14 protein-coding genes are annotated in these 19,240 nt (G+C 62.1%); 9 read left to right on the top strand and 5 right to left on the bottom strand.

Annotated elements, in window-relative coordinates:
* The first annotated feature begins 93 nt into the window (after positions 1 to 93).
* The 5 genes from MSG32_RS05465 to MSG32_RS05440 all read left to right on the top strand — a co-directional run bounded on the left by MSG32_RS05465 (position 94) and on the right by MSG32_RS05440 (position 6,961).
* Positions 94 to 1,419, top strand: a complete 1,326-nt coding sequence (locus MSG32_RS05465; RefSeq protein ID WP_248378445.1) for a thiamine pyrophosphate-dependent dehydrogenase E1 component subunit alpha — start codon at positions 94 to 96, stop codon at positions 1,417 to 1,419.
* 149 nt (positions 1,420 to 1,568) lie between these two features.
* The gene (locus MSG32_RS05460) at positions 1,569 to 2,537 is read left to right on the top strand and encodes an alpha-ketoacid dehydrogenase subunit beta (protein ID WP_043333588.1); all 969 of its coding nucleotides are present in this window, start codon (positions 1,569 to 1,571) and stop codon (positions 2,535 to 2,537) included.
* A 21-nt stretch (positions 2,538 to 2,558) separates the two neighbouring features.
* Positions 2,559 to 4,373, top strand: coding sequence for a dihydrolipoyllysine-residue acetyltransferase (locus tag MSG32_RS05450; protein ID WP_348983958.1), 1,815 nt, complete (start codon positions 2,559 to 2,561; stop codon positions 4,371 to 4,373).
* Positions 4,374 to 4,415: 42 nt separating this feature from the next.
* Positions 4,416 to 6,314 carry a protein kinase gene (locus tag MSG32_RS05445; RefSeq protein ID WP_248378335.1) on the top strand — a complete coding sequence of 633 codons (1,899 nt, stop codon included), beginning with the start codon at positions 4,416 to 4,418 and terminating at the stop codon, positions 6,312 to 6,314.
* A gap of 158 nt (positions 6,315 to 6,472) precedes the next feature.
* Positions 6,473 to 6,961: a hypothetical protein gene (locus tag MSG32_RS05440; protein WP_248378333.1), complete on the top strand. Its 489-nt coding sequence runs from the start codon at positions 6,473 to 6,475 to the stop codon at positions 6,959 to 6,961.
* A 137-nt stretch (positions 6,962 to 7,098) separates the two neighbouring features.
* Here MSG32_RS05440 and MSG32_RS05435 read toward each other — a convergent pair whose 3' ends face one another.
* On the bottom strand, positions 7,099 to 8,508 hold the full coding sequence (locus MSG32_RS05435) for an aspartate ammonia-lyase (protein ID WP_235507031.1): 1,410 nt from the start codon (positions 8,506 to 8,508) through the stop codon (positions 7,099 to 7,101).
* 321 nt (positions 8,509 to 8,829) lie between these two features.
* Here MSG32_RS05435 and MSG32_RS05430 point away from each other — a divergent pair, with 321 nt between their 5' ends.
* On the top strand, positions 8,830 to 9,762 hold the full coding sequence (locus tag MSG32_RS05430; RefSeq protein WP_248378331.1) for a LysR substrate-binding domain-containing protein: 933 nt from the start codon (positions 8,830 to 8,832) through the stop codon (positions 9,760 to 9,762).
* Between the two features lie 135 nt (positions 9,763 to 9,897).
* Here the strand turns inward: MSG32_RS05430 and MSG32_RS05425 are convergent, their stop codons facing one another.
* The 3 genes from MSG32_RS05425 to MSG32_RS05415 form a co-directional block, all read right to left on the bottom strand.
* Positions 9,898 to 11,052 (bottom strand): bifunctional nicotinamide-nucleotide adenylyltransferase/Nudix hydroxylase, encoded by a 1,155-nt coding sequence (locus MSG32_RS05425; RefSeq protein WP_107334817.1) that lies wholly within the window; start codon positions 11,050 to 11,052, stop codon positions 9,898 to 9,900.
* 412 nt (positions 11,053 to 11,464) lie between these two features.
* Positions 11,465 to 12,418, bottom strand: coding sequence for a nucleoside hydrolase (locus tag MSG32_RS05420; protein WP_131432025.1), 954 nt, complete (start codon positions 12,416 to 12,418; stop codon positions 11,465 to 11,467).
* A gap of 143 nt (positions 12,419 to 12,561) precedes the next feature.
* Positions 12,562 to 13,482 (bottom strand): ribokinase, encoded by a 921-nt coding sequence (locus tag MSG32_RS05415; RefSeq protein ID WP_248378329.1) that lies wholly within the window; start codon positions 13,480 to 13,482, stop codon positions 12,562 to 12,564.
* 170 nt (positions 13,483 to 13,652) lie between these two features.
* Here MSG32_RS05415 and MSG32_RS05410 point away from each other — a divergent pair, with 170 nt between their 5' ends.
* Positions 13,653 to 15,569 carry a cache domain-containing protein gene (locus tag MSG32_RS05410; RefSeq protein ID WP_248378327.1) on the top strand — a complete coding sequence of 639 codons (1,917 nt, stop codon included), beginning with the start codon at positions 13,653 to 13,655 and terminating at the stop codon, positions 15,567 to 15,569.
* 138 nt (positions 15,570 to 15,707) lie between these two features.
* On the opposite strand, the gene MSG32_RS05405 is transcribed toward MSG32_RS05410, so the two are convergent.
* Complete coding sequence (locus MSG32_RS05405; protein WP_348983957.1) at positions 15,708 to 16,760, bottom strand: D-2-hydroxyacid dehydrogenase; 1,053 nt, start codon at positions 16,758 to 16,760, stop codon at positions 15,708 to 15,710.
* Positions 16,761 to 17,079: 319 nt separating this feature from the next.
* Here MSG32_RS05405 and MSG32_RS05400 point away from each other — a divergent pair, with 319 nt between their 5' ends.
* The gene (locus tag MSG32_RS05400) at positions 17,080 to 17,304 is read left to right on the top strand and encodes a zinc ribbon domain-containing protein (protein WP_043333602.1); all 225 of its coding nucleotides are present in this window, start codon (positions 17,080 to 17,082) and stop codon (positions 17,302 to 17,304) included.
* Positions 17,305 to 17,451: 147 nt separating this feature from the next.
* The gene (gene aspS / locus MSG32_RS05395; protein ID WP_225348074.1) at positions 17,452 to 19,239 is read left to right on the top strand and encodes an aspartate--tRNA ligase; all 1,788 of its coding nucleotides are present in this window, start codon (positions 17,452 to 17,454) and stop codon (positions 19,237 to 19,239) included.
* The last annotated feature ends 1 nt before the right edge of the window (position 19,240 follow it).

Genomic DNA, 19,240 nt, shown 5'->3' with positions numbered 1-19,240 from the left:
GGCTCACAGCCAGAGCTCGATGACCTGACCGCCATGCCGACGGCAGACCAGATCGCGCCGCAGGGGCCGACGGTGCTGCATCACCTGGCCTTCATGACCGGCGATGAGCTCTGCATCCCGATCTTCAAGCGCCTGCGTCAGGACGGCACTCTTTATCCTGTCGATGCGCCACAGGGGCAGGGAAATGTCTCTCAGGGAGACAAGTCGCAGGACAGTTCACCTATCGACCGCGCTCCGATCGAGCGCGACACGGCGCTCAAGATCTACCGGACGATGCTGTTCACCCGGGTGCTGGATGAGCGCATGCTGGCCGCCCAGCGCCAAGGGCGCTTGAGCTTCTACATGCAATGCACCGGCGAGGAAGCCACGGTGATCGGCAGTGCGGCGGCGCTCCAGGACGATGACATGATCATGGCGCAATACCGTGAGCAGGGGGCGCTGGCCTGGCGCGGCTTCAGCTGTGACGAATTCATGAACCAGATGTTCGGCAACGAGCGCGACTACGGCAAGGGCCGTCAGATGCCGATCCACTATGGGTCGCGTGACCTGCACTACATGACCATTTCCTCGCCGCTGGCGACCCAGATTCCCCAGGCGACCGGCTATGCCTACGGCCAGAAGCTGGCAGGCAAGGGGCAGTGCACCATCACCATCTTCGGTGAAGGGGCCGCCTCCGAGGGCGATTTCCATGCTGCCCTCAACATGGCCTCCGTGCACCGAGTACCGTGTATCTTCCTGTGTCGCAACAATGGCTATGCCATTTCCACCCCGTCATGCGAGCAATTCGCCGCCGATGGCATCGCGCCACGCGCCTTCGGCTATCACATGCAGAGCATCCGGGTGGATGGCAATGACGTGATCGCCGTCTACGAAGCCACCCTGGCAGCGCGCAAGATCGCGGTCGAGACGAATCAGCCGGTATTGATCGAGGCGATGACCTACCGTCTGGCGGCGCATTCCTCCTCGGATGATCCCTCCGGGTATCGCAGCAAGAAGGAGGAGGCCATCTGGCGCGACAAGGACCCCATCCTGCGCATGCGCAACTGGCTGGAGGCGCAAGGCTGGTGGAGCGAGGAGGAGGAAAAGGCCACTGGCGATCAACTGCGCCGCGAAGTGCTTGAGTCCATGAAGCGTGCCGAGAAACTGGCGCCACCGGCGCTGGACACGCTGATCAGCGATGTCTACGACACGCCGACGCCCTTGCTCATACAGCAGCTCGAAGAGGTGAAACAGCACATTCGCAAGTATCCGCATGCCTATCCCAAGGGCGCCGCCAGCATGGGGTTCACTGCGCAGGAGCTGGAAGACAGTCGCAAGGCGTATCAGGCACGTCAGCAGCACATGCAGAGCCAGCAGCCTGTTGAGAACCATCAGCCGGTAGTGAGCCATCAGCCTGTGGATGGAGGCCAGACATCATGAGCGAGCAGATGAGTGAGCAGCCGTTGGAGAAAACACCAGTGACAGACTCAGCTACAAGCGACTCAGCTGCGGTGGGTTCAGCTGCGAAAGAAGCGTCTGCGGCGACAGGCAGCAAGGATGCAGCAGCCTCGGCCTCGGGCAAGAAGCAGATGAACATGCTGCAGGCGATCAACAATGCGTTGGATATCGCCATGGCCGCCAATCCCCGTGTGGTGCTGTTCGGGGAGGACGTCGGGGTATTCGGTGGCGTCTTCCGGGCTACCAGCCACCTGCAGGACAAATACGGTCGAGAGCGCTGCTTCAATACGCCACTCACCGAGCAGGGAATCATCGGATTCGCCAACGGGCTGGCGGCGCAGGGCTCGACGCCGGTGGCCGAGATCCAGTTCGCCGATTACATCTTCCCCGCCTTTGACCAGATCGTGAACGAGGCGGCCAAGTTCCGCTATCGCTCCGGTGATCTGTTCGATGTCGGCGGCCTGACGATTCGCACGCCCTATGGTGGCGGCATCGCAGGCGGGCTCTATCACTCCCAGTCGCCCGAGGCCTATTTCGCGCATACCCCGGGCCTCAAGATCGTGATGCCACGCAACCCCCACCAAGCCAAGGGGCTTCTGCTGGCGGCGATTCGCGATCCCAATCCGGTGCTGTTCATGGAGCCCAAGCGGCTCTATCGCGCCTCGGTGGGCGAGGTGCCAGAAGCCGATTACGAACTGCCCCTGGGCGTGGCCGACGTCATTCGTGAAGGCCGCGATATCACGCTGCTCGGCTGGGGCGCACAGATGGAGGTCATCGAGAAGGCCGCTGCGCTCGCCGAGCAGGATGGCATCGACTGCGAGATCATCGACCTGCGCAGCATTCTTCCCTGGGATATCGAGACGGTGTGTGACTCGGTGCTCAAGACCGGTCGTCTGGTGGTCAGTCATGAAGCGCCGCTGACGGGAGGCTTTGCCAGCGAGATTGCCGCCACCGTGCAGGAGCGTTGCTTTTTGTATCTCGAGGCGCCGATCCGACGCGTCACTGGCCTTGATACGCCGTTCCCGCTGGTACTCGAGAAGGAGCATCTGCCGGACGAGCTCAAGATCTACGAGGCCATCAAGCAAAGCTTGAATTACTGATGACAGGGAGTGATGCGCGCCATGAATGATTTCATCCTGCCCGATATCGGCGAAGGCATCGTCGAGTGCGAGCTGGTCAAGTGGTTGATCAAGGAAGGCGACGTGATCGAGGAAGATCAGCCGGTGGCCGAGGTCATGACAGACAAGGCGTTGGTGGAAATCCCCGCGCCCCACGCCGGTACCGTGGTCAAGCTTTACTGTCAGGAAGGCGAGATTGCCCGTGTCCATGCGCCGCTGTTTGCGGTGGATGATGGCAGTGACAGTAATAGTGACAAGACCGGACACGGCGAGCGTGAGGATGACCACGCCGGCGATGTCATGGTTGCGGCGCCTGCTCGCTCGACGGCACAGGCTCAGTCAGCAGCCAGCCAGGCGGTCAGCAGTCAGTCGGATGTCGCAGCGCCAGCTTCTGCTCTGTCAGTCAGCAATGGGGCAGCTACCACACCGACAGCCGCGGCCCTTGAGCGGCGCTCGCGTGATTTCATCCTGCCGGATATCGGAGAAGGCATCGTCGAATGTGAGGTGGTCACCTGGCACGTTGCAGAAGGCGACACGGTGGAAGAAGACCAGACGATCGTCGATGTGATGACCGACAAGGCGCTGGTCGAGATCACTGCCTCGGAGCCCGGGCGTATCGTGCGCTTCCATTACGCCCAGGGCGAAAATGCCCGAGTGCATACGCCGCTGTATGCCTATGTGCCTGATGAGGAGGCAGAGGCTGAGAGCACTGAGAGCACTGAGAGCGACGTCACCTCGTCTGAACGCAAACAGGCTCAGCCAGAGCGTCTGGCGGAGCACCGCCAGGCGGGCGACGACAAGAGCGACGACAAGAGTAAGCAAGACGGGCGTCACGAGGAGAGCCAGCGTCGCATACCCGCGACCCCAGCCGTGCGCCGTCTATTGCGCGAGCATCAGCTCGATATCCAGGTCATTGCAGGCTCGGGGCGTAACGGCCGGGTGCTGAAGGAAGACGTGCTGGCATATCTCAAGCAATCCGAGGCTCACGAGACTGACGTGACGCCTGATGACTCTCACAAGGTCGGCGCGGCCGCCGAGACCGACAAGACAGCTGCCGAAGCGTGTGCTGTGGTCAGTGACGTGGCCAGTGACGAGGAGAGGTCGTCACGCCTTGAGTCGAAAGCGGTACCGCTCAAGGGTGTCGCGGCGGTGATGGCCAGGCGCATGGTGCAGGCCAGCACGCAGATCCCGCATTTCCATTATGGCGATGAGCTCGATATCACCGACCTGCTGGCGTTGCGGGCCCGCCTCAAGGTACGCGCCGAGCAGCAAGGCATTCGCCTGACCCTGATGCCGTTCATCATGAAGGCCATGGCGCTGGCGGTCATCGAGGAGCCGATTCTCAATGCGCGTCTCAGTGAGGATGAGAGCGAGATTCTCTATCAGGGCGCCTGCAACATCGGCATGGCGGTGGACAGTGCCAGCGGGCTGATGGTGCCGAACGTGAAGGGCGTCGAACGTCTGAGCATTCTCGAGATCGCGCGTGAGGTCGGGCGGCTGACTGAAGCTGCGCGCAGCGGGCGCGTTGCCCAGGCGGACCTCAAGGGCGGCACCTTGTCGATCTCCAACATCGGTGCGCTGGGCGGCACCTACGCCGCTCCGATCATCAACCAGCCGGAGGTCGCCATCGTCGCGCTGGGGCGCACTCAGCGTCTACCGCGCTTCGATGGCGAGGGCAATGTCTGTGCGCGTGACATCATGACCATCACCTGGGCGGGGGATCATCGCATCATCGACGGCGGGACCATCGCGCGCTTCAGCAATCTGTGGAAGCACTATCTGGAGCACCCTGACGAAATGCTGCTGTCGCTATCATGAGGCGCTGCTTGCTCCAGGGGCCCCGGCTAGAGAGCATCCTGCATGAGTGATGCGCGCGCCCACGAGCGCCTGCAACAGTTCTATATCCCGGAAGAGCAGTCGATCTATCTGCTCTCGCATCATGATGCCAAGAAGCTCAAGGACTGGGTGGCGCTGTGCATCTCCCAGCTCGAGGGGCTGGGCTACCGGGATATCCATCTGGTCGGCAAGGGCGCCTACGGTTTCGTGTTCGCGGGCTGGCGCCTGGGCGAAGACCGGCGCACGCGTGAAGAACATGTCTTCAAGTTCACGCGGGTGACTCTTCCCCAGGCCCTGCAGGACCGCCTGGAGGAAGAGGCCTACATGCTCGACCAGGTCGCTCACCCGCTGATTCCGCGTCTGGTCAGCTATCAGCGGGTACGGCGGCAGTCGATTCTGGTCATGCAGCGCGCGCCGGGCATCAATCTCGAGGAGTATTCACTGCGTCACGGGCGCATGTCGCCGCGTCTGGTGGTCAAGATCGCCAGTCAGCTGGCCGACATCCTCAAGTCGCTGCGCGGGGCATCGACGGGAGCGGGCACGCCACCGGTCGTGCATGGCGACATCAAGCCGTCGAATCTGGTCTTCGATGTCGAGCGGGAACAGGTGGCATTGATCGACTGGGGCAGTTCGGTATTCGCTCAGCTCGATGAGCATCAACAGTTCATCACCACCAACGTGATGCAGCTGATGTCGGACAACCTGCAACAGACCAATGCGCGTCTGGGCGATGTCTATTTCATCGGCGAGGAGCAGCTCAATGGTGCGCTGTCCTCGCCGCGCTTCGATGAGCAGGGCGTGGCCGCCACACTTTACGCGCTGGCCTCTGGGCAGTCGTGTCGCTTTGGCGTGCGCGCCATCCCGGCGGTGTCGCTGGGGTTACCCCGGGAATTCGCGCGTCTGCTCGATGGCATGCTGGCGGATGACCCGCAGCTGCGCATGCAGGCCGGCGACTACTTCCTGCGCGAGATGGGCAGGATCGCACGGCTGGTGATGCCGGAATTGCCTCTCGAGCCGCCACTGTCTCTGCTGCCGGTCTGGGTGAGGCCGGCAACGCGCGAGATCGACACGGTCGTCTATACCTCGCGCAAATCCTTCCTGCGTGAGGCCTTCGAGGCGGACGAGACCGGCGAACATGCTGGCAACGCGCTGGACGCCGTCAATGATGTCCAGCTGGATCGTTATTACAAGAACTTCATGCAAGGCATGGGCGGCACCGAAAAAGCCTTCCTGGCCGCGGTCAGTCGTCTGGGCAAATACCCGATCGTCGGCGGTCTGGCGATTCGCTGGGAGCCACAGGGCATCTTCGTGGATACTGCGCTGCACCTGCATGACCCTGCCTTGAAGGCCGCCTTCGTCGTCGCGATCAACAACATGGTCGCTCTGGCGCGTGCCATCTATCGCCAGGGCGTGTTCAAGGCGTGTCTGTTCAATGCCCGCGATACCCTGCATCTGGAGCGCGAAGACCCGGAGGCTGCCTTCGTCTTCGCGCCGACGGCAGACGGGGAGGCCAGACCTCGCTTGAGCTATGAGGTCAGCGCGGTGCCGGAGCTTGAGGATGACTCGCGTGTGCACTCCTACTTCGAGGATGGCCCGGACCCTGAGGAACTGCTGGTGCTGCCCGAGAAGATATTGAAGGTACTGGAGTCACTCAATGCCATCCACCACACCGGCATGCTGATCTTCGAAGCCCTGCCACACCACCTCAAGATTCACAGTTACTACCGACTGCTGGACCCCTCGCGAGAGCAGGAATTCGCGCGTCTGCTGGCGGAGATTCTCGATGCAGTGCCGCTGATCTCCGGGTTGGGAATTTCCGGCTTCATGAAGATGCCCTACAAGAACACCAAGCATTTCGATCATATCGAGGCGCAACCCGAACGCTTCTATCCACGGGATCCGCGTGACCCGCGCGCGGTGTGAAAAGGAGTTTGCCTTGGATGGCAGTCGCATGGTGATGCCGATTTATATAACCGTGATTATCGTGATTCGTGTTAGGGTCACATCGCGTGATCATTGCTGATCTTGCTGAACTCAATAATCAGATCGATAAAAATCGATAACCTACAGGGAACGTACTCATGTCTCGACCTCTCGCCCGGAAATTGCGTCAAGCCTCAGGTAGTTTGGCTATTCTGGCGCTGCTGGCAGGATGTAGCGCGCATACGACGATCAGCAGCCCGTCAGAGACGGCGCGTATCAACTTGAAAGATGTCACCAGAGATCAGTCTACCGTTCAAGAAACGCTTCCCACTACCAGCTTCGGCAATTACGAGTTTGAAGTAGTGGATGACAACAAGATGCCCATGTATGGCATTCTGCCGCTGAAATTCAATGGCGGTTATCTGGCGCTAGATATCCTGTTCTTCGCCCCCGCCGCATTCTTCAATCTGCGTGAAGTCCACCCTTACTATGAAATCGACCATGACGAGGGTGTCGTGCGTTATCGTGATGAGAAGGGCGGAGAATGGACGACCTATACACCTACCGTGGAAGAAGCTGAGCGTGCACGCAAATACTTTGCCGCGCATCGTGATGATGTAATCTCGCAGTCCAGCACACAGCAGTAAGCGTGATGCCCGAAGTCGGTAAAGTCGTCTGACTCATGGCCTTGATACGACAGCGCCGCACCAGAGGCTTTCTGGTGCGGCGCTGTCGCATGTGACAAGAGGTTGATGCGGCAAGAGAGCAGACTCTCGCTGAAGGGTCAGTCCTTCATCTGACGCGGGCGCGTCATGGCCTGTGGGGATAGCAGTGCCTCCAAGCGTGCTTCATCCAGCAGGCCTTCCTCACGTACCAGTTCCAGCACGCTGCGACCGCTGACCAGGGCTTCCTTGGCGATGCGGGTGGCATTGTCATAGCCGATATACGGGTTGAGCGCGGTGATCAGGCCGATGGAGTTGTTGACCAGCTCGGCGCAGCGATCACGATTCGCTGTGATGCCGATCACGCAGCGATTCTTGAGCATGGTCATGGCACGGCTCAGCTGGCGGATGGAGTCGAGCAGCTTGTAGGCGATCAGCGGCTCCATCACGTTGAGCTGCAGCTGGCCGGCTTCCGCGGCCATGGTCAGCGCGGTGTCGTTGCCGATGACATCGAAGGCGACCTGATTGACGGCTTCCGGAATCACCGGGTTGACCTTGCCCGGCATGATCGAGCTGCCCGGCTGCTGAGGCGGCAGGTTGATCTCGTTGAAGCCGGTGCGCGGGCCTGAGGACAGCAGGCGCAGGTCGTTGCAGATCTTGGACAGCTTGACCGCCAGGCGCTTGAGCATGCCGTGAAACAGCACGAAGGCGCCCATGTCGCTGGTGGCCTCGACCAGGTCCGACGCCGGGCGGAAGTCGATGCCGGAACGACGCGCCAGAGCCTCGATCGCCAGTGCGCTGTAGCGCGGGTCGGCATTGATGCCGGTACCGATCGCGGTCCCGCCCAGATTGACCTCCTTGAGCAACTCATTGAGGTTGGCGATGCGATCGACGTCTTCGCGCAGAGTGTTGGCGAAGGCGCGGAATTCCTGGCCCAGTGTCATCGGCACCGCGTCCTGCAGCTGGGTGCGCCCCATCTTGACCACGTCATCGAATTCCAGCGCCTTGCTGGCGAAGGCATTGGCCAGTTCGCTCAGCGCGTCCACCAGTACCGAATGGCTGCGCAGCAGGCCGACACGGATGGCGGTCGGGTAAGCGTCGTTGGTGGACTGCGCCATGTTGACGTGATTGTTGGGGTGCAGCTGCTGGTAATCGCCTTTCTCGTAGCCCAGGAACTCCAGGCCCAGATTGGCGATCACTTCGTTGGCATTCATGTTGGTCGAGGTGCCGGCGCCGCCCTGGATCATGTCGACCACGAACTGATCGTGATGATCGCCATTCATCAGACGCGCACAGGCGTGCTGGATGGCATCGTGCTCGCGTGTCTCGAGATAGCCCAGCGCATGGTTGGCTTCGGCGGCGGCGGCCTTGACCAGCGCGAGTCCTTCGACGAGACGCGGGAAGTGCGACAACGGCACGCCGGAGAGATGGAAGTTGTTCAGCGCGCGCTGGGTCTGCACACCGTAGTAGGCGTCAGCCGGCACCGGCTCGCGCCCGAGGAGATCCTTTTCAAGTCGGAAGCCGTTGGCCAGTGCCTCACGCTCGGCATGGCTCAAGTCGGCCGGCGTGGAAGTTGCCGGGGTGGCATTGGCGGCGTTGGGGGTTTCCGAGAGATGGTTCACTTGGGCGGAACTCCTGGCTGAAGTACACTGTGGCGCTTGAATGGCGGCTAGGTGGACAAGGGTAACCAGCGCAGCCCCTCGGCGGCCAATGCCATTCAACGCTGCCGTATACGTCAAACGCATAAGACGAAGGTGGTGGTGCGCCGCGACGCACCATTCTCCATGACAAGACCCTGCATGACCGGCCAGGCAAGCCTCGCTTGGGCATGTTCGACATTTTTGGGAGTTCGGGTGAACCTGGAAACTAAGTGGTTGGAAGATTTCGTTGCGCTGTCCAATACCCGCAGCTTCTCCACCTCGGCTCGCCTGCGACATGTTACCCAGCCTGCGTTCAGTCGCCGCATCCGTGCGCTTGAACAGGCCGTGGGCACTACGCTGGTCGACCGCTCGACGACCCCGGTCAGTCTGACGCCGGAGGGCCAGCTGTTCCTGGTCACCGCGCGCAACCTGACAGAGCAGCTGTCAGAGTGTCTCGCCCACCTGCGCGGGCTGGGCATGGCCAACGAGACCCTGGATATCGCGGCCGCGCATTCGCTGGCGCTGGCCTTCTTCCCCAAGTGGATCTCGCGTCTCCAGCAGGGCCTGGGGGAGTTGCCGACACGCCTGTCCGCGATGAATGTCGGCGACGCCATTCACTCGCTGCGCGAAGGCAACTGCGACTTGATGCTCGCCTATTACGACCCTTACGCCAGCATGCAGCTGGATGCCGAGGCTTTCCCGTCCTTCTCGGTCGCCAAGGTCAACATGCTGCCGGTGTGCGTGCCGCTGGAGAATGGCGAGCCGCGCTTCCCGCTGACCGGGCAGAGCGAGACCAGCCAGGATGCGATTCCCTTGCTGTCCTACACCCAGGGGGCATTTCTGGGCCGCAGCGTGAAGATGCTGCTGAAGAATGATCCGCTGCGCCTGCGCCTGCGCACCGTCTATGAAATGGCGATGGCCGAGGGCCTCAAGGGCATGGCCCTGCAGGGCGTCGGCATGGCGTGGATTCCGGATTTCTGCATTCGCGATGAGCTGGAAAGCGGCAAGCTGCTGCGCGCGGGCAACGAGGCGTGGGATATCCCGCTGGAGATTCGTCTCTATCGTTGCTCCCTTGTCCACAAGCCCGGCATCGACAAGCTTTGGAAGCAGCTGATGAATCTGCCGCGAGATTTCCTCGAAGCCTGAGCCCGAGAGTTGCAGGCAAAGACAAGGACAGGCGAAGACAAACGAAAGCCAGGTGTCTTGTGACGAAAACGGCAGCCCCTTGGGCTGCCGTTTTCGTTGTGCTGATGCAGGGAAGTGTGAGGCCGTTCTGGGTAGTCAGAAACTGCTTTGGCCTGCATGCAGGCCGAGGAAATTCTGAATGATGAAGAAGTGGTCCTCGAAGAGGGTGTCGGGCTCCAGATCCGCCAGCGCGACCCAGCGTGCCTGCTCCTCGTTCTCGCCGCCGCCGCTTCTGAGTTTGGGGAGCTGCTGCTCCGGTCGCAGGGCGAAGTAGAAGGCCTCTGCCAGGGTGCGTCCGCGCCAGCTGCGATGTGGTGCGTCAAACAGACGCTGTCCGCGCAGAGAGCCACGCAGAACAGGTTCCGGCACCTTGAGGCGCACACGCTCCTTGAGCTCACGCAGACAGGCATCCAGCAGGCGCTCCTGGGGTTGCACGAAGCCGCCAGGCAGGGCGTAAAGCCCCTTGCCCGGCGCCGCGCGCCGCGTGGTGAGCAGCACATGGCCGGACTGCACCACCACGGCGTTGACCGTGATGAACAGTGGCGGGTAGGGCGCATCGCTCCAGGCGGCGCGATATTGCTCCAGCAGGCGACGTTCCTCGACCAGCCCTTGCCACGCGGTCTCATCCAGGAAGCCATGCAGGTGCTGAGCCACCGGCGGTGGCAGCAGCTCCAGTCCCTCATTGTCCAGCCAATCCTCGGCGCGGGCACGCTCGGTGAAGATGACCTCACGAATACGGCTGGCCTCCATCCCCTCGCGCAGTGGCACCGCCACCGACTCCCACTGCGGGAAGAGGCTCAGGTAGTAGCTTGACTGGCTGTTGCTGTCACGACGATTGGCACCGATCAGCGCGATTCTCGGCATCCGGTTGGCCTGCGGGCGCGCGATATCGCGTACCTTGCGCTGCACATCACGCACCCAGACATCGTCGTTGTAGAGGGCGTCCAGCAACGGCACGATTTCGAGACGCGCATTGTCGGCATCGTCAAAGCAACTGCGGATCATGCGCGTGCGTTCAGAGAAGGTGAACGGGTTGCGCAGTGAACGTGCCTGCCAGGCAGAGCCGACCAGCACGATGACCTGCCGCGCGAGGCGCAGGGCCTCTTCCATCACGGCAACATGGCCATGGTGCATGGGCTGGAAGCGACCGATGAAGACCAGGCAGTCGTACTGGGTGTCGGCGATCGCGGGAGAATCCTGAGTGCGAAGCGTTGCAGCGGGTGCAGAGGGCAACGTTGTCGTCGAAGGCATGATGAGCTCCGTGGCAGGCAGGATGGGGCGGCGTATGAGGCGCTTGCCCAGTGAGATTTTGCTAGCGTATCAGATTATGTGCATGCGCCGAACGGCTCGCCATTCACTCTCGTCTGGTAAGGGGTAGTCAAAAGTTTATCCCGTTATCTTGCTGAAAAAATTTCCATAACCCAGCAACTTCTCGGTCTTCGGGGGAATGGGGAGGCCGTTGCGGTACAGGAGAGACGCCAAAGAGGAGGAGAAGGAAGGAGGAAGGAGGAAGGAGGAAGGAGGAAGGAGGAAGGAAAGGGGAAAGTGAACAAATGCGAGTGCTCAAACCGAGACAACGCCCGTCAGCATCATTGCTGGCGGACGTTGTCTCGGTTTGTGGCAAGGCCGATGGCAGGCCCAGGCGGGCCTGCCGGGCGCCGGATCAGGACGCCTTGGCGGTCAATACGTCGGTGATCCACTCGACGACCTTGTCGCCCTGGGCATTGACGCAGACGTCGACCAGCGGCGTCTGGGACCACTGATTGCCGAGGAATTCGCGACCCTCAGGGGCGAACAGCGTCTGACCTTCGGCCAGGCCTTCGACTTCGACATTCAGGTGGCCGCGCTCGGTGGTGAACAGCTCCGGCTTCATCAGCCAGGCGAGGGCGCAGCTGTCGTGCGGGCAGCAACCATCGATGCCGCGCGCTTCCTGATAGAAGGCCTTGTAGAACTGATAGCTGCCGGACAGCACTTCGCCGAGTGCGCCTTGCGCGACACGGATGCGCTCGACATGGGCCGGAGACAGCACGCAGCGGTGCGTCGCATCGAGACCGACCATGGTCAGCGGCCAGCCGGCGGTCAGCACCTTGGCGGCGGCATGCGGGTCATTGAAGATGTTGGCTTCGGCGACCGGTGAGACGTTGCCGCCTTCACGGATGGAGCCGCCCATGATGACGACCTGCTTGACCTTGCTGATGATGCTCGGGTCCAGCTGCAGTGCGGTGGCCAGATTGCCCAGCGGGCCGACGGCGACGAGGGTGATCTCGCCCGGACGCGCATTGACCTGCTCGACGATGAACTGCGGTGCGCTGATGGACAGTGCCTTGCCCTTGGGCTCCGGGATCTCCATGTTGCCCAGGCCATTGGCGCCGTGGATGTGCGCCGGCGCCGGGAACTTGTCCTTGACCAGCGGCTGGGCAGCGCCCTGGGCGACCGGAATCTCCTGACCCGCCAGTTCGCCCAGCAGCAGGGCGTTGGAGGTGGCCGTCTCGATGGTGACGTTGCCGAAGGTGGTGGTCATGCCGAGGAATTCGATGTCCGGATGCGCCAGACAGATGGCAATCGCCTGGGCATCATCCACGCCCGGATCGGTATCAAAGATAATCGGTGTTTTCATGCTGACCTCGTGAAAGAAGTGACCTGCAATAGAGGGCGTTACGCCAACAGGGCGCCCATGAGGTGACACGGGCACGGCACGGGCCACGTGGTGGTGCCCCGTGCAGGTAGTTCAGTTGCTGAAAGGCTCAGTTGCCCAGAAAGTCAGTTGCTCAGAACGTCGAGCGTCGGCCATTCGGCCAGGGCAGCGGCGACATCACTGGCCAGCGGAATGCTCGGCGCTGCGCCTTCACGGCTCACGCACAGGGCAGAGGCAGTGCTGGCACGACGCAGGCTTTCCTCGATGCTCTGGCCTTCGATCTGGCTTGCCAGGTAATAGCCGATGAAGGTGTCGCCCGCCGCGGTGGTGTCCACGGCATTGACGCGGTGCGCCGGCAGCTGGATGCGCTGTTCCCCCAGCTGGTAGCAGACGCCTTCGCTGCCCAGGGTCATGACCACTTCGGTGTCAGGCAGGCGAGAGTGCAGCGCGGCAAGCAGGGTGGCGACAGGTGCGCTCTCTTCCAGCTCGACCAGCTGTGCCGCTTCACCGCGATTGAGGAACAGCACCTGGCAGTGTTCCAGCGGCAGGCGCAGGACATCAGCGCCCATCGGGGCCGGATTGAACGCGATCTTCATGCCCTTGGCGTGCGCCAGCTCGATGACCTTGCCCAGCGCGTTGCACTCATTTTGCAGCAGCAGCCAATCTCCCTGCGTCACGCCGGAGAACAGCGTCGCGAGATGCTCATCGGTGAAACCGTGGTTGGCACCCGGGTGCAGAATGATGCTGTTCTCGGCGTGGTCGTCCACCTGGATGATGGCGTGGCCACTGGCGCTGGCGCTGAGCTCGACCTGCGAGGTGATGACACCGGCGCTTTCCAGCGGCTCAAGTGCCCAGCGATCACTGTTGCCAAGGCGGCCCCAGTGCGTGACGTCGCCTCCGGCGCGCGCAAGCGCGAGCGACTGGTTGGCACCCTTGCCACCCAGTACCTGACGGTAGGAGAGACTCGCCAGGGTTTCACCCGGTCGTACCAGGTGAGGTACCCGATAGACGTGATCGATATTGATAGAACCGTAGTTGTAAAGCATGCAGCCTCCTTGGGGTCGAGCATCCTAGCAAAGCCTTGGCCGCCTGTCCCCAGTCGTATCACCAAGGTCTGACCTTCAGGTCATGTTTAAGCGTTGAAGCTATTAGCCTCTTGGAACGCAAGAGAAAGTGCATACTTCCTGTCATCTCGCTGGATTCAGGATAGTCGCCCATGTCGGAGTCGAAGCAACCCGCCGTCACGATCAAGAAGTGGGTCTGGCGAGCGCTCTTCACCAGTACCATGATTCCGTTGCTGTTGGTCGAGACCGCCCTGGTGGCGGTGTATTTCGTGTCCAATGACGAGATTCGTGATGCCAACCTCAATTACCTGCAATCCCAGTCGAGCAGCGAGCTCAATCTGGCGATGCTGCGAGAGGCCAAGTCACTCAGCCAGCAACTGGAGCATGTCCAGAACCTGTCGCGCGGGCTTGGTGCCCAGGCAGGCGAACTGGCCATGGGTGACACCGGTACCGGGGTGGCGGCGCGCGAGGTTGCCCGTCATGCAAGCCTGCCCAGCGGTGTCTGGGCCAGTCAGCAGACGGCGGACAATCAGGGCAGCGGCTTCTATCCCGCCTTGCCAGGCCTCGAGCAGGACATCCCCATGGCGCTGCGCATGACGGCGGTCGACCCGATCATGCGCAGTGTCGTGTCCTCGCACTCGGCCGTGGTGCAGTCCTTCGTCACGATGGCCGACTGCTATGTCCGCCTCTTCCCCTATGTCGATCTGGCCTCGCTGGTGCCAGCCGACCACGACTGTCGTGATTTCTCCTTCTTCTATCTGGCCGCGCCAGAGGCAAATCCCTCGCGAAACACCATCTGGACCGACATCTACGAAGACCCGGCCGGCAATGGCTGGATGACGTCGGCCGTCAGTCCCTTCCATTCCGAGCAAGGCGAGTTTCTCGGCGTCGCCGGCGTCGACATGACCCTGGACGTGATCGTCAATCAGGTGCTGGCGATGGAGCTGCCCTGGCAAGGCTTCGCGATGCTGTTCGATGCCGAGGGGCGCTCACTCGCCGTCCCGCGCGCCGGTGAGCAGTTGCTGTCGCTGCTGCCGCTGGAGATTCCCGATGCCAATGACCTCCAGGAAGAGGATGTCATTCGGCCCGCCCAGCTGGAGCTGAAAGGTCATGACGTCTTCAAGAGACTCGCACCCCGTATCCTCGAGCAGCGGCGTGGCCTGGAGAGCGTCAATGTGGCGGGAGCGCCCTACAAGGTGGCGTGGGAGCGCTTGCCGGGCAATGGCTGGATCATGTTGAGCATGGTCGAGGAGAGCGCCGTCTTCTTTCGTACCGCCGAGATCGGGCGCAACTTCCAGCTGGTCGGCATGGCGCTGGTCGGTGGCCTGATCCTGTTCTATTTCACCTTCTTCATACTCATGAGTTGGCGCACGCACCACATCAGCCGTCGTCTTTCGGTGCCGCTGGCCGAGCTGCGTGAGCGTCTGCATCGCATCGGCATGGGCGCGGAAGTCGAGTCCGCGGGTGGCAGTGGCATCGTCGAGCTGGATGATGCCAACGCCACCGCCGAAGAGATGTACCAGCGGCTGCGCCAGACCCAGAAGGAATTGCAGTCCAGCGAGCGTCGCTTGCTGGATTCCCTCGAAGCCAGTGGCGATAGCCTGTGGGAAATGGACATTCCTGAGCGCATCGTCCAGATCCACCCCAATCTCTGGAAGATGCTCGGCGCTTCGGGCCACGAGCCGTTGGCGATGCGCGAAATGGACTTCGATCGCTTGATTCACCCGGAGGATCTCGAGCAGGTACATGCGCTCAGACACAAGATCATCACTACCTATGGCGAAAGCTGTGAGTGCCAGTACCGGATGCGTGCGCCGCAGGAAGAGGACCTTCAGCAGATCGAGGCGATGGGGATGAACGAGGCAGGCATGGCGGACGCCACAGGCAAGGCTGGCGACGAGTTCCTGCAACAGCGGAGCCTGAGCGCTGACGATGACGGTGAGCATGAGGACGGCGAGCGAGCGAGCGGCACCCGGTGGGTACTGTTGAGCTCACGCGGTCGTGTGGTGTCGTGGGACGCTGAAGGCAACGCCCTCAAGGCGGCGGGCATGCATATCCGCATCCGCTGACGCCAGGCCACTCATAAAAAGCCCCCGACTCGGCGCATATGCCGGTTCGGGGGCTTTTTTCGTGACGTGCCGATCACACCTGCCACTCGGCGTCAGTGGCTGTCATCGCGAGGTTGAGGCCGTGAGGCTGTGGCCGTGTCAGGCGTGTTCGCTCAGGAATGTCTCGATATTGGCCAGACTGAGATCGAGCATGTTCTGGCGCGCCTCCTGGCTGATCCAGGCATTGTGTGGCGTGACGATCAGGTTCAAGGGCGCACTCGCCGAATGGTGCTGGCTTTCCAGGGCCGAGAGCAGCGAGTGGCCTTCACGTGGCGGCTCCTCCGGCAGGCTATCCACCGCCAGGCCGCCGAGTTGCCCGGTGGCCAGTGCCTCCAGGGCTGCGTCCTCGTCGATGATGCCCCCGCGGGCACAATTGACCAGCAGGGCACCTGGCTTCATGGCGGCGAGCGCCTGCTCATCGATCAGATGCTGCGTCTCTGGGGTCAGCGGGCAGTGCAGGCTGATGGCGTCAGCCTGGGGCAGCAGGCTTTCCAGCGCGGGGCGCTCAGCGGTGGGGGCTGTGCCCGGTCGGGCGGCAAAGGTCACGCGCATGCCGAACGCCTCGGCCAGCCTGCCCACCGCAGTGCCGAGCTCCCCCTTGCCGATGATGACCAGATGCTTGCCGGACAGCTGCACCACGGGGCGTCCCATCAGGCAGAAGGTCGCGCTGCGTTGCCACTCGCCCGCGGCGATGTCGGTCTGGTATTCCGGCAGGCGGCCTGCCAGTGCCAGCAGCAGCATCCAGGTGTGCTGCGCCACCGAGTGAGTGCCGTAGGCATTGACGTTCATGACCCGAATGCCGCGTGCTTCGGCAGCCGCCATGTCGATATTGTTGGTGCCGGTCGCCATCACCGCGATCAGCTTGAGGGTCGGCAGCTCATCCATGTGGTGAGCCTCGATGCGTACCTTGTTGACCAGCACGATGGAGGCACCGCTCAGCCGTGGCACCACTTCCTCGGGCGCGGTGGCGTCATGGCATACCAACCCTTCCAGGCGGGCCTCGAGGCGCGAGAAGTCCAGTCCGTCACCGACGGAGCCGGCATCTAGCATGACGGCCTGCGGGGCGCTGGTGGACGAGGCGGGCTCGCAGTGAGAGGAAGCGGGCGTGGAAGAATGAGAGGGAGACTGCGCAGTACGATCGTGATCGGACATAGGTGCCTCATGATGGCGTAGGAAGATAGATAGGAAGACAGAAAGGCTGGCCCGGAAATGACGAGTACGTAGCGTCTGGGCCGGTTTGTGCTTGGGTGTTGCCCCGCACGGGGCCGAGCACGCTATAATGTGCCCCTTTCGCTTTGACTTGAAAGCCGCTCAACTGGCCTTATTGTAGGCGTCTCTTGCTGGTGCTTGCGAAAGCTCTCATGTTGGGGCCGCAGGTGCGCTGAACGCAAGACGCGCCGCAAGGCATAACATTGTCATGGTTCACGGTGCTCAGACAGCCCCGTGACCAGTATTGTCAGGAAAGAAAACCATGCCGATCTATGAATACCACTGCAAGGCCTGTGGCCATCGGATGGACAAGTTGCAGAAGATCAGCGCTGCGCCGCTGACGGAGTGCCCGGAATGCAAGACGGACCAGCTCGAGAAGCTGGTCTCCGCCGCCGGGTTCCGTCTGGCAGGCAGTGGCTGGTACGAGACGGATTTCAAGTCCGGCAGCAAGAAGAATCTGGCCGGTGGTAGCGACAGCACCGCCTGACACAGCTGGGATAGTGCGTCAGGCATCAGCGTGATGAGGGTCAGGGGCGCCCAGCGGGTACCCTTGACCCTCATCGCCAACGGCAGGCCCTCTGAGACAGATGCGCATCAGCGCGTCGATCATGAATTTGAGCAACAAGGAATCAACATGCGCAGCCACTATTGCGGCAAACTGAACGAGACCCTGATCGATCAGGATGTCACTCTGTGCGGGTGGGTGCACCGCCGTCGCGACCACGGTGGCGTCATCTTCCTCGACATGCGCGACCGTGATGGCATCGCCCAGATCGTCGTCGATCCGGACACCGTCGATGCCTTCGCCACTGCCGACAAGGCGCGCAGCGAGTTCGTGCTGCGTATCAAGGGCCGTATCCGTCTGCGCCCGGAAGGCACCCAGAACCCGAACATGCCGACAGGCATGATCGAAGTGCTGGCCAAGGACGTCGAAGTGCTCAACACCGCACAGACGCCGCCGTTCCAGCTCGACGACCACAACAAGGTCGGTGAGGAAGTTCGCCTCAAGTATCGTTATGTCGACCTGCGTCGTCCCGACATGATCGAGAAGCTGCGTCTGCGCTCGCGCATCACTCACAGCGTGCGCGCCCAGCTCGAAGCCCTGGGCTTCCTCGACATCGAAACCCCGATCCTGACACGTGCCACGCCGGAAGGCGCACGTGACTATCTGGTGCCGAGCCGCACCTACGCCGGCAGCTTCTTCGCACTGCCGCAGTCTCCGCAGCTGTTCAAGCAGCTGCTGATGGTCGCCGGTGTCGATCGTTACTACCAGATCGCCAAATGCTTCCGTGATGAAGACCTGCGTGCTGACCGTCAGCCGGAGTTCACCCAGATCGACCTCGAAGCCAGCTTCGTCGACGAGCAGGACATCATGGGCATGACCGAGACCATGATCCGTGGCCTCTACAAGGAAGTGCTCGATGTCGAGCTGGGCGACTTCCCGACCATGCCGTACTCCGAGGCCATCAGCCGCTTCGGTTCCGACAAGCCGGACCTGCGTATCCCGCTGGAACTGGTCGATGTCGATGACCTGATGAGCGGCGTGGACTTCAAGGTCTTCTCCGGTCCGGCCAAGGACGACAAGGGCCGTGTCGCCGCACTGCGTGTGCCGGGCGGTGCCAGCCTGTCACGCAAGGAAATCGACGCTTACACCAAATTCGTCGGCATCTACGGTGCCAAGGGCCTGGCGTGGATCAAGGTCAACGAACGTGCCAAGGGCGTCGAGGGTCTGCAGTCGCCGATCGTCAAGTTCATGGAAGACGTCGTGGATGAAGTGCTGGACCGCTGTGGCGCCGTCGATGGCGACATCGTGTTCTTCGGCGCTGACAAGGCCAACATCGTGGCCGAGGCCATCGGTGCGCTGCGCGTCAAGCTGGGTGAAGACCTCAACCTCTACACCCGCGAGTGGGCGCCGCTGTGGGTCGTCGACTTCCCGATGTTCGAAGCCGATGCCAACGGCCGCCTGAGCGCGCTGCACCACCCGTTCACCGCGCCGTCCTGCACGCCGGAAGAGCTCAAGGCCAACCCGGAAGCGGCACTGTCTCGCGCCTACGACATGGTCATCAACGGCACCGAGCTGGGTGGCGGCTCCATCCGTATCCACGATCAGGCCATGCAGCGTACCGTATTCGAAGTGCTGGGCATCGGTGAAGAAGAAGCGGAAGAGAAGTTCGGCTTCCTGCTCGACGCCCTGAAGTTCGGCGCGCCGCCCCATGGTGGTCTGGCCTTCGGTCTCGACCGTCTGGTGATGCTGATGACCGGCGCCAAGACCATTCGTGAAGTGATTGCCTTCCCGAAAACCCAGAGCGCCGGCTGCATGATGACCGACGCCCCGGGCGTGGTCAGCGGTGAGCAGCTCAAGGAGCTGAACATCCGTCTGCGTCAGAAGGTCAAGGTCGAGGACGAAAGCGGTCAGGCCTGAT

It is taken from the genome of Cobetia sp. 1CM21F, from assembly GCF_023161745.1.
GTDB classification, from domain to species: domain Bacteria; phylum Pseudomonadota; class Gammaproteobacteria; order Pseudomonadales; family Halomonadaceae; genus Cobetia; species Cobetia amphilecti.
This window is presented reverse-complemented; position numbering and strand designations above follow the sequence as displayed.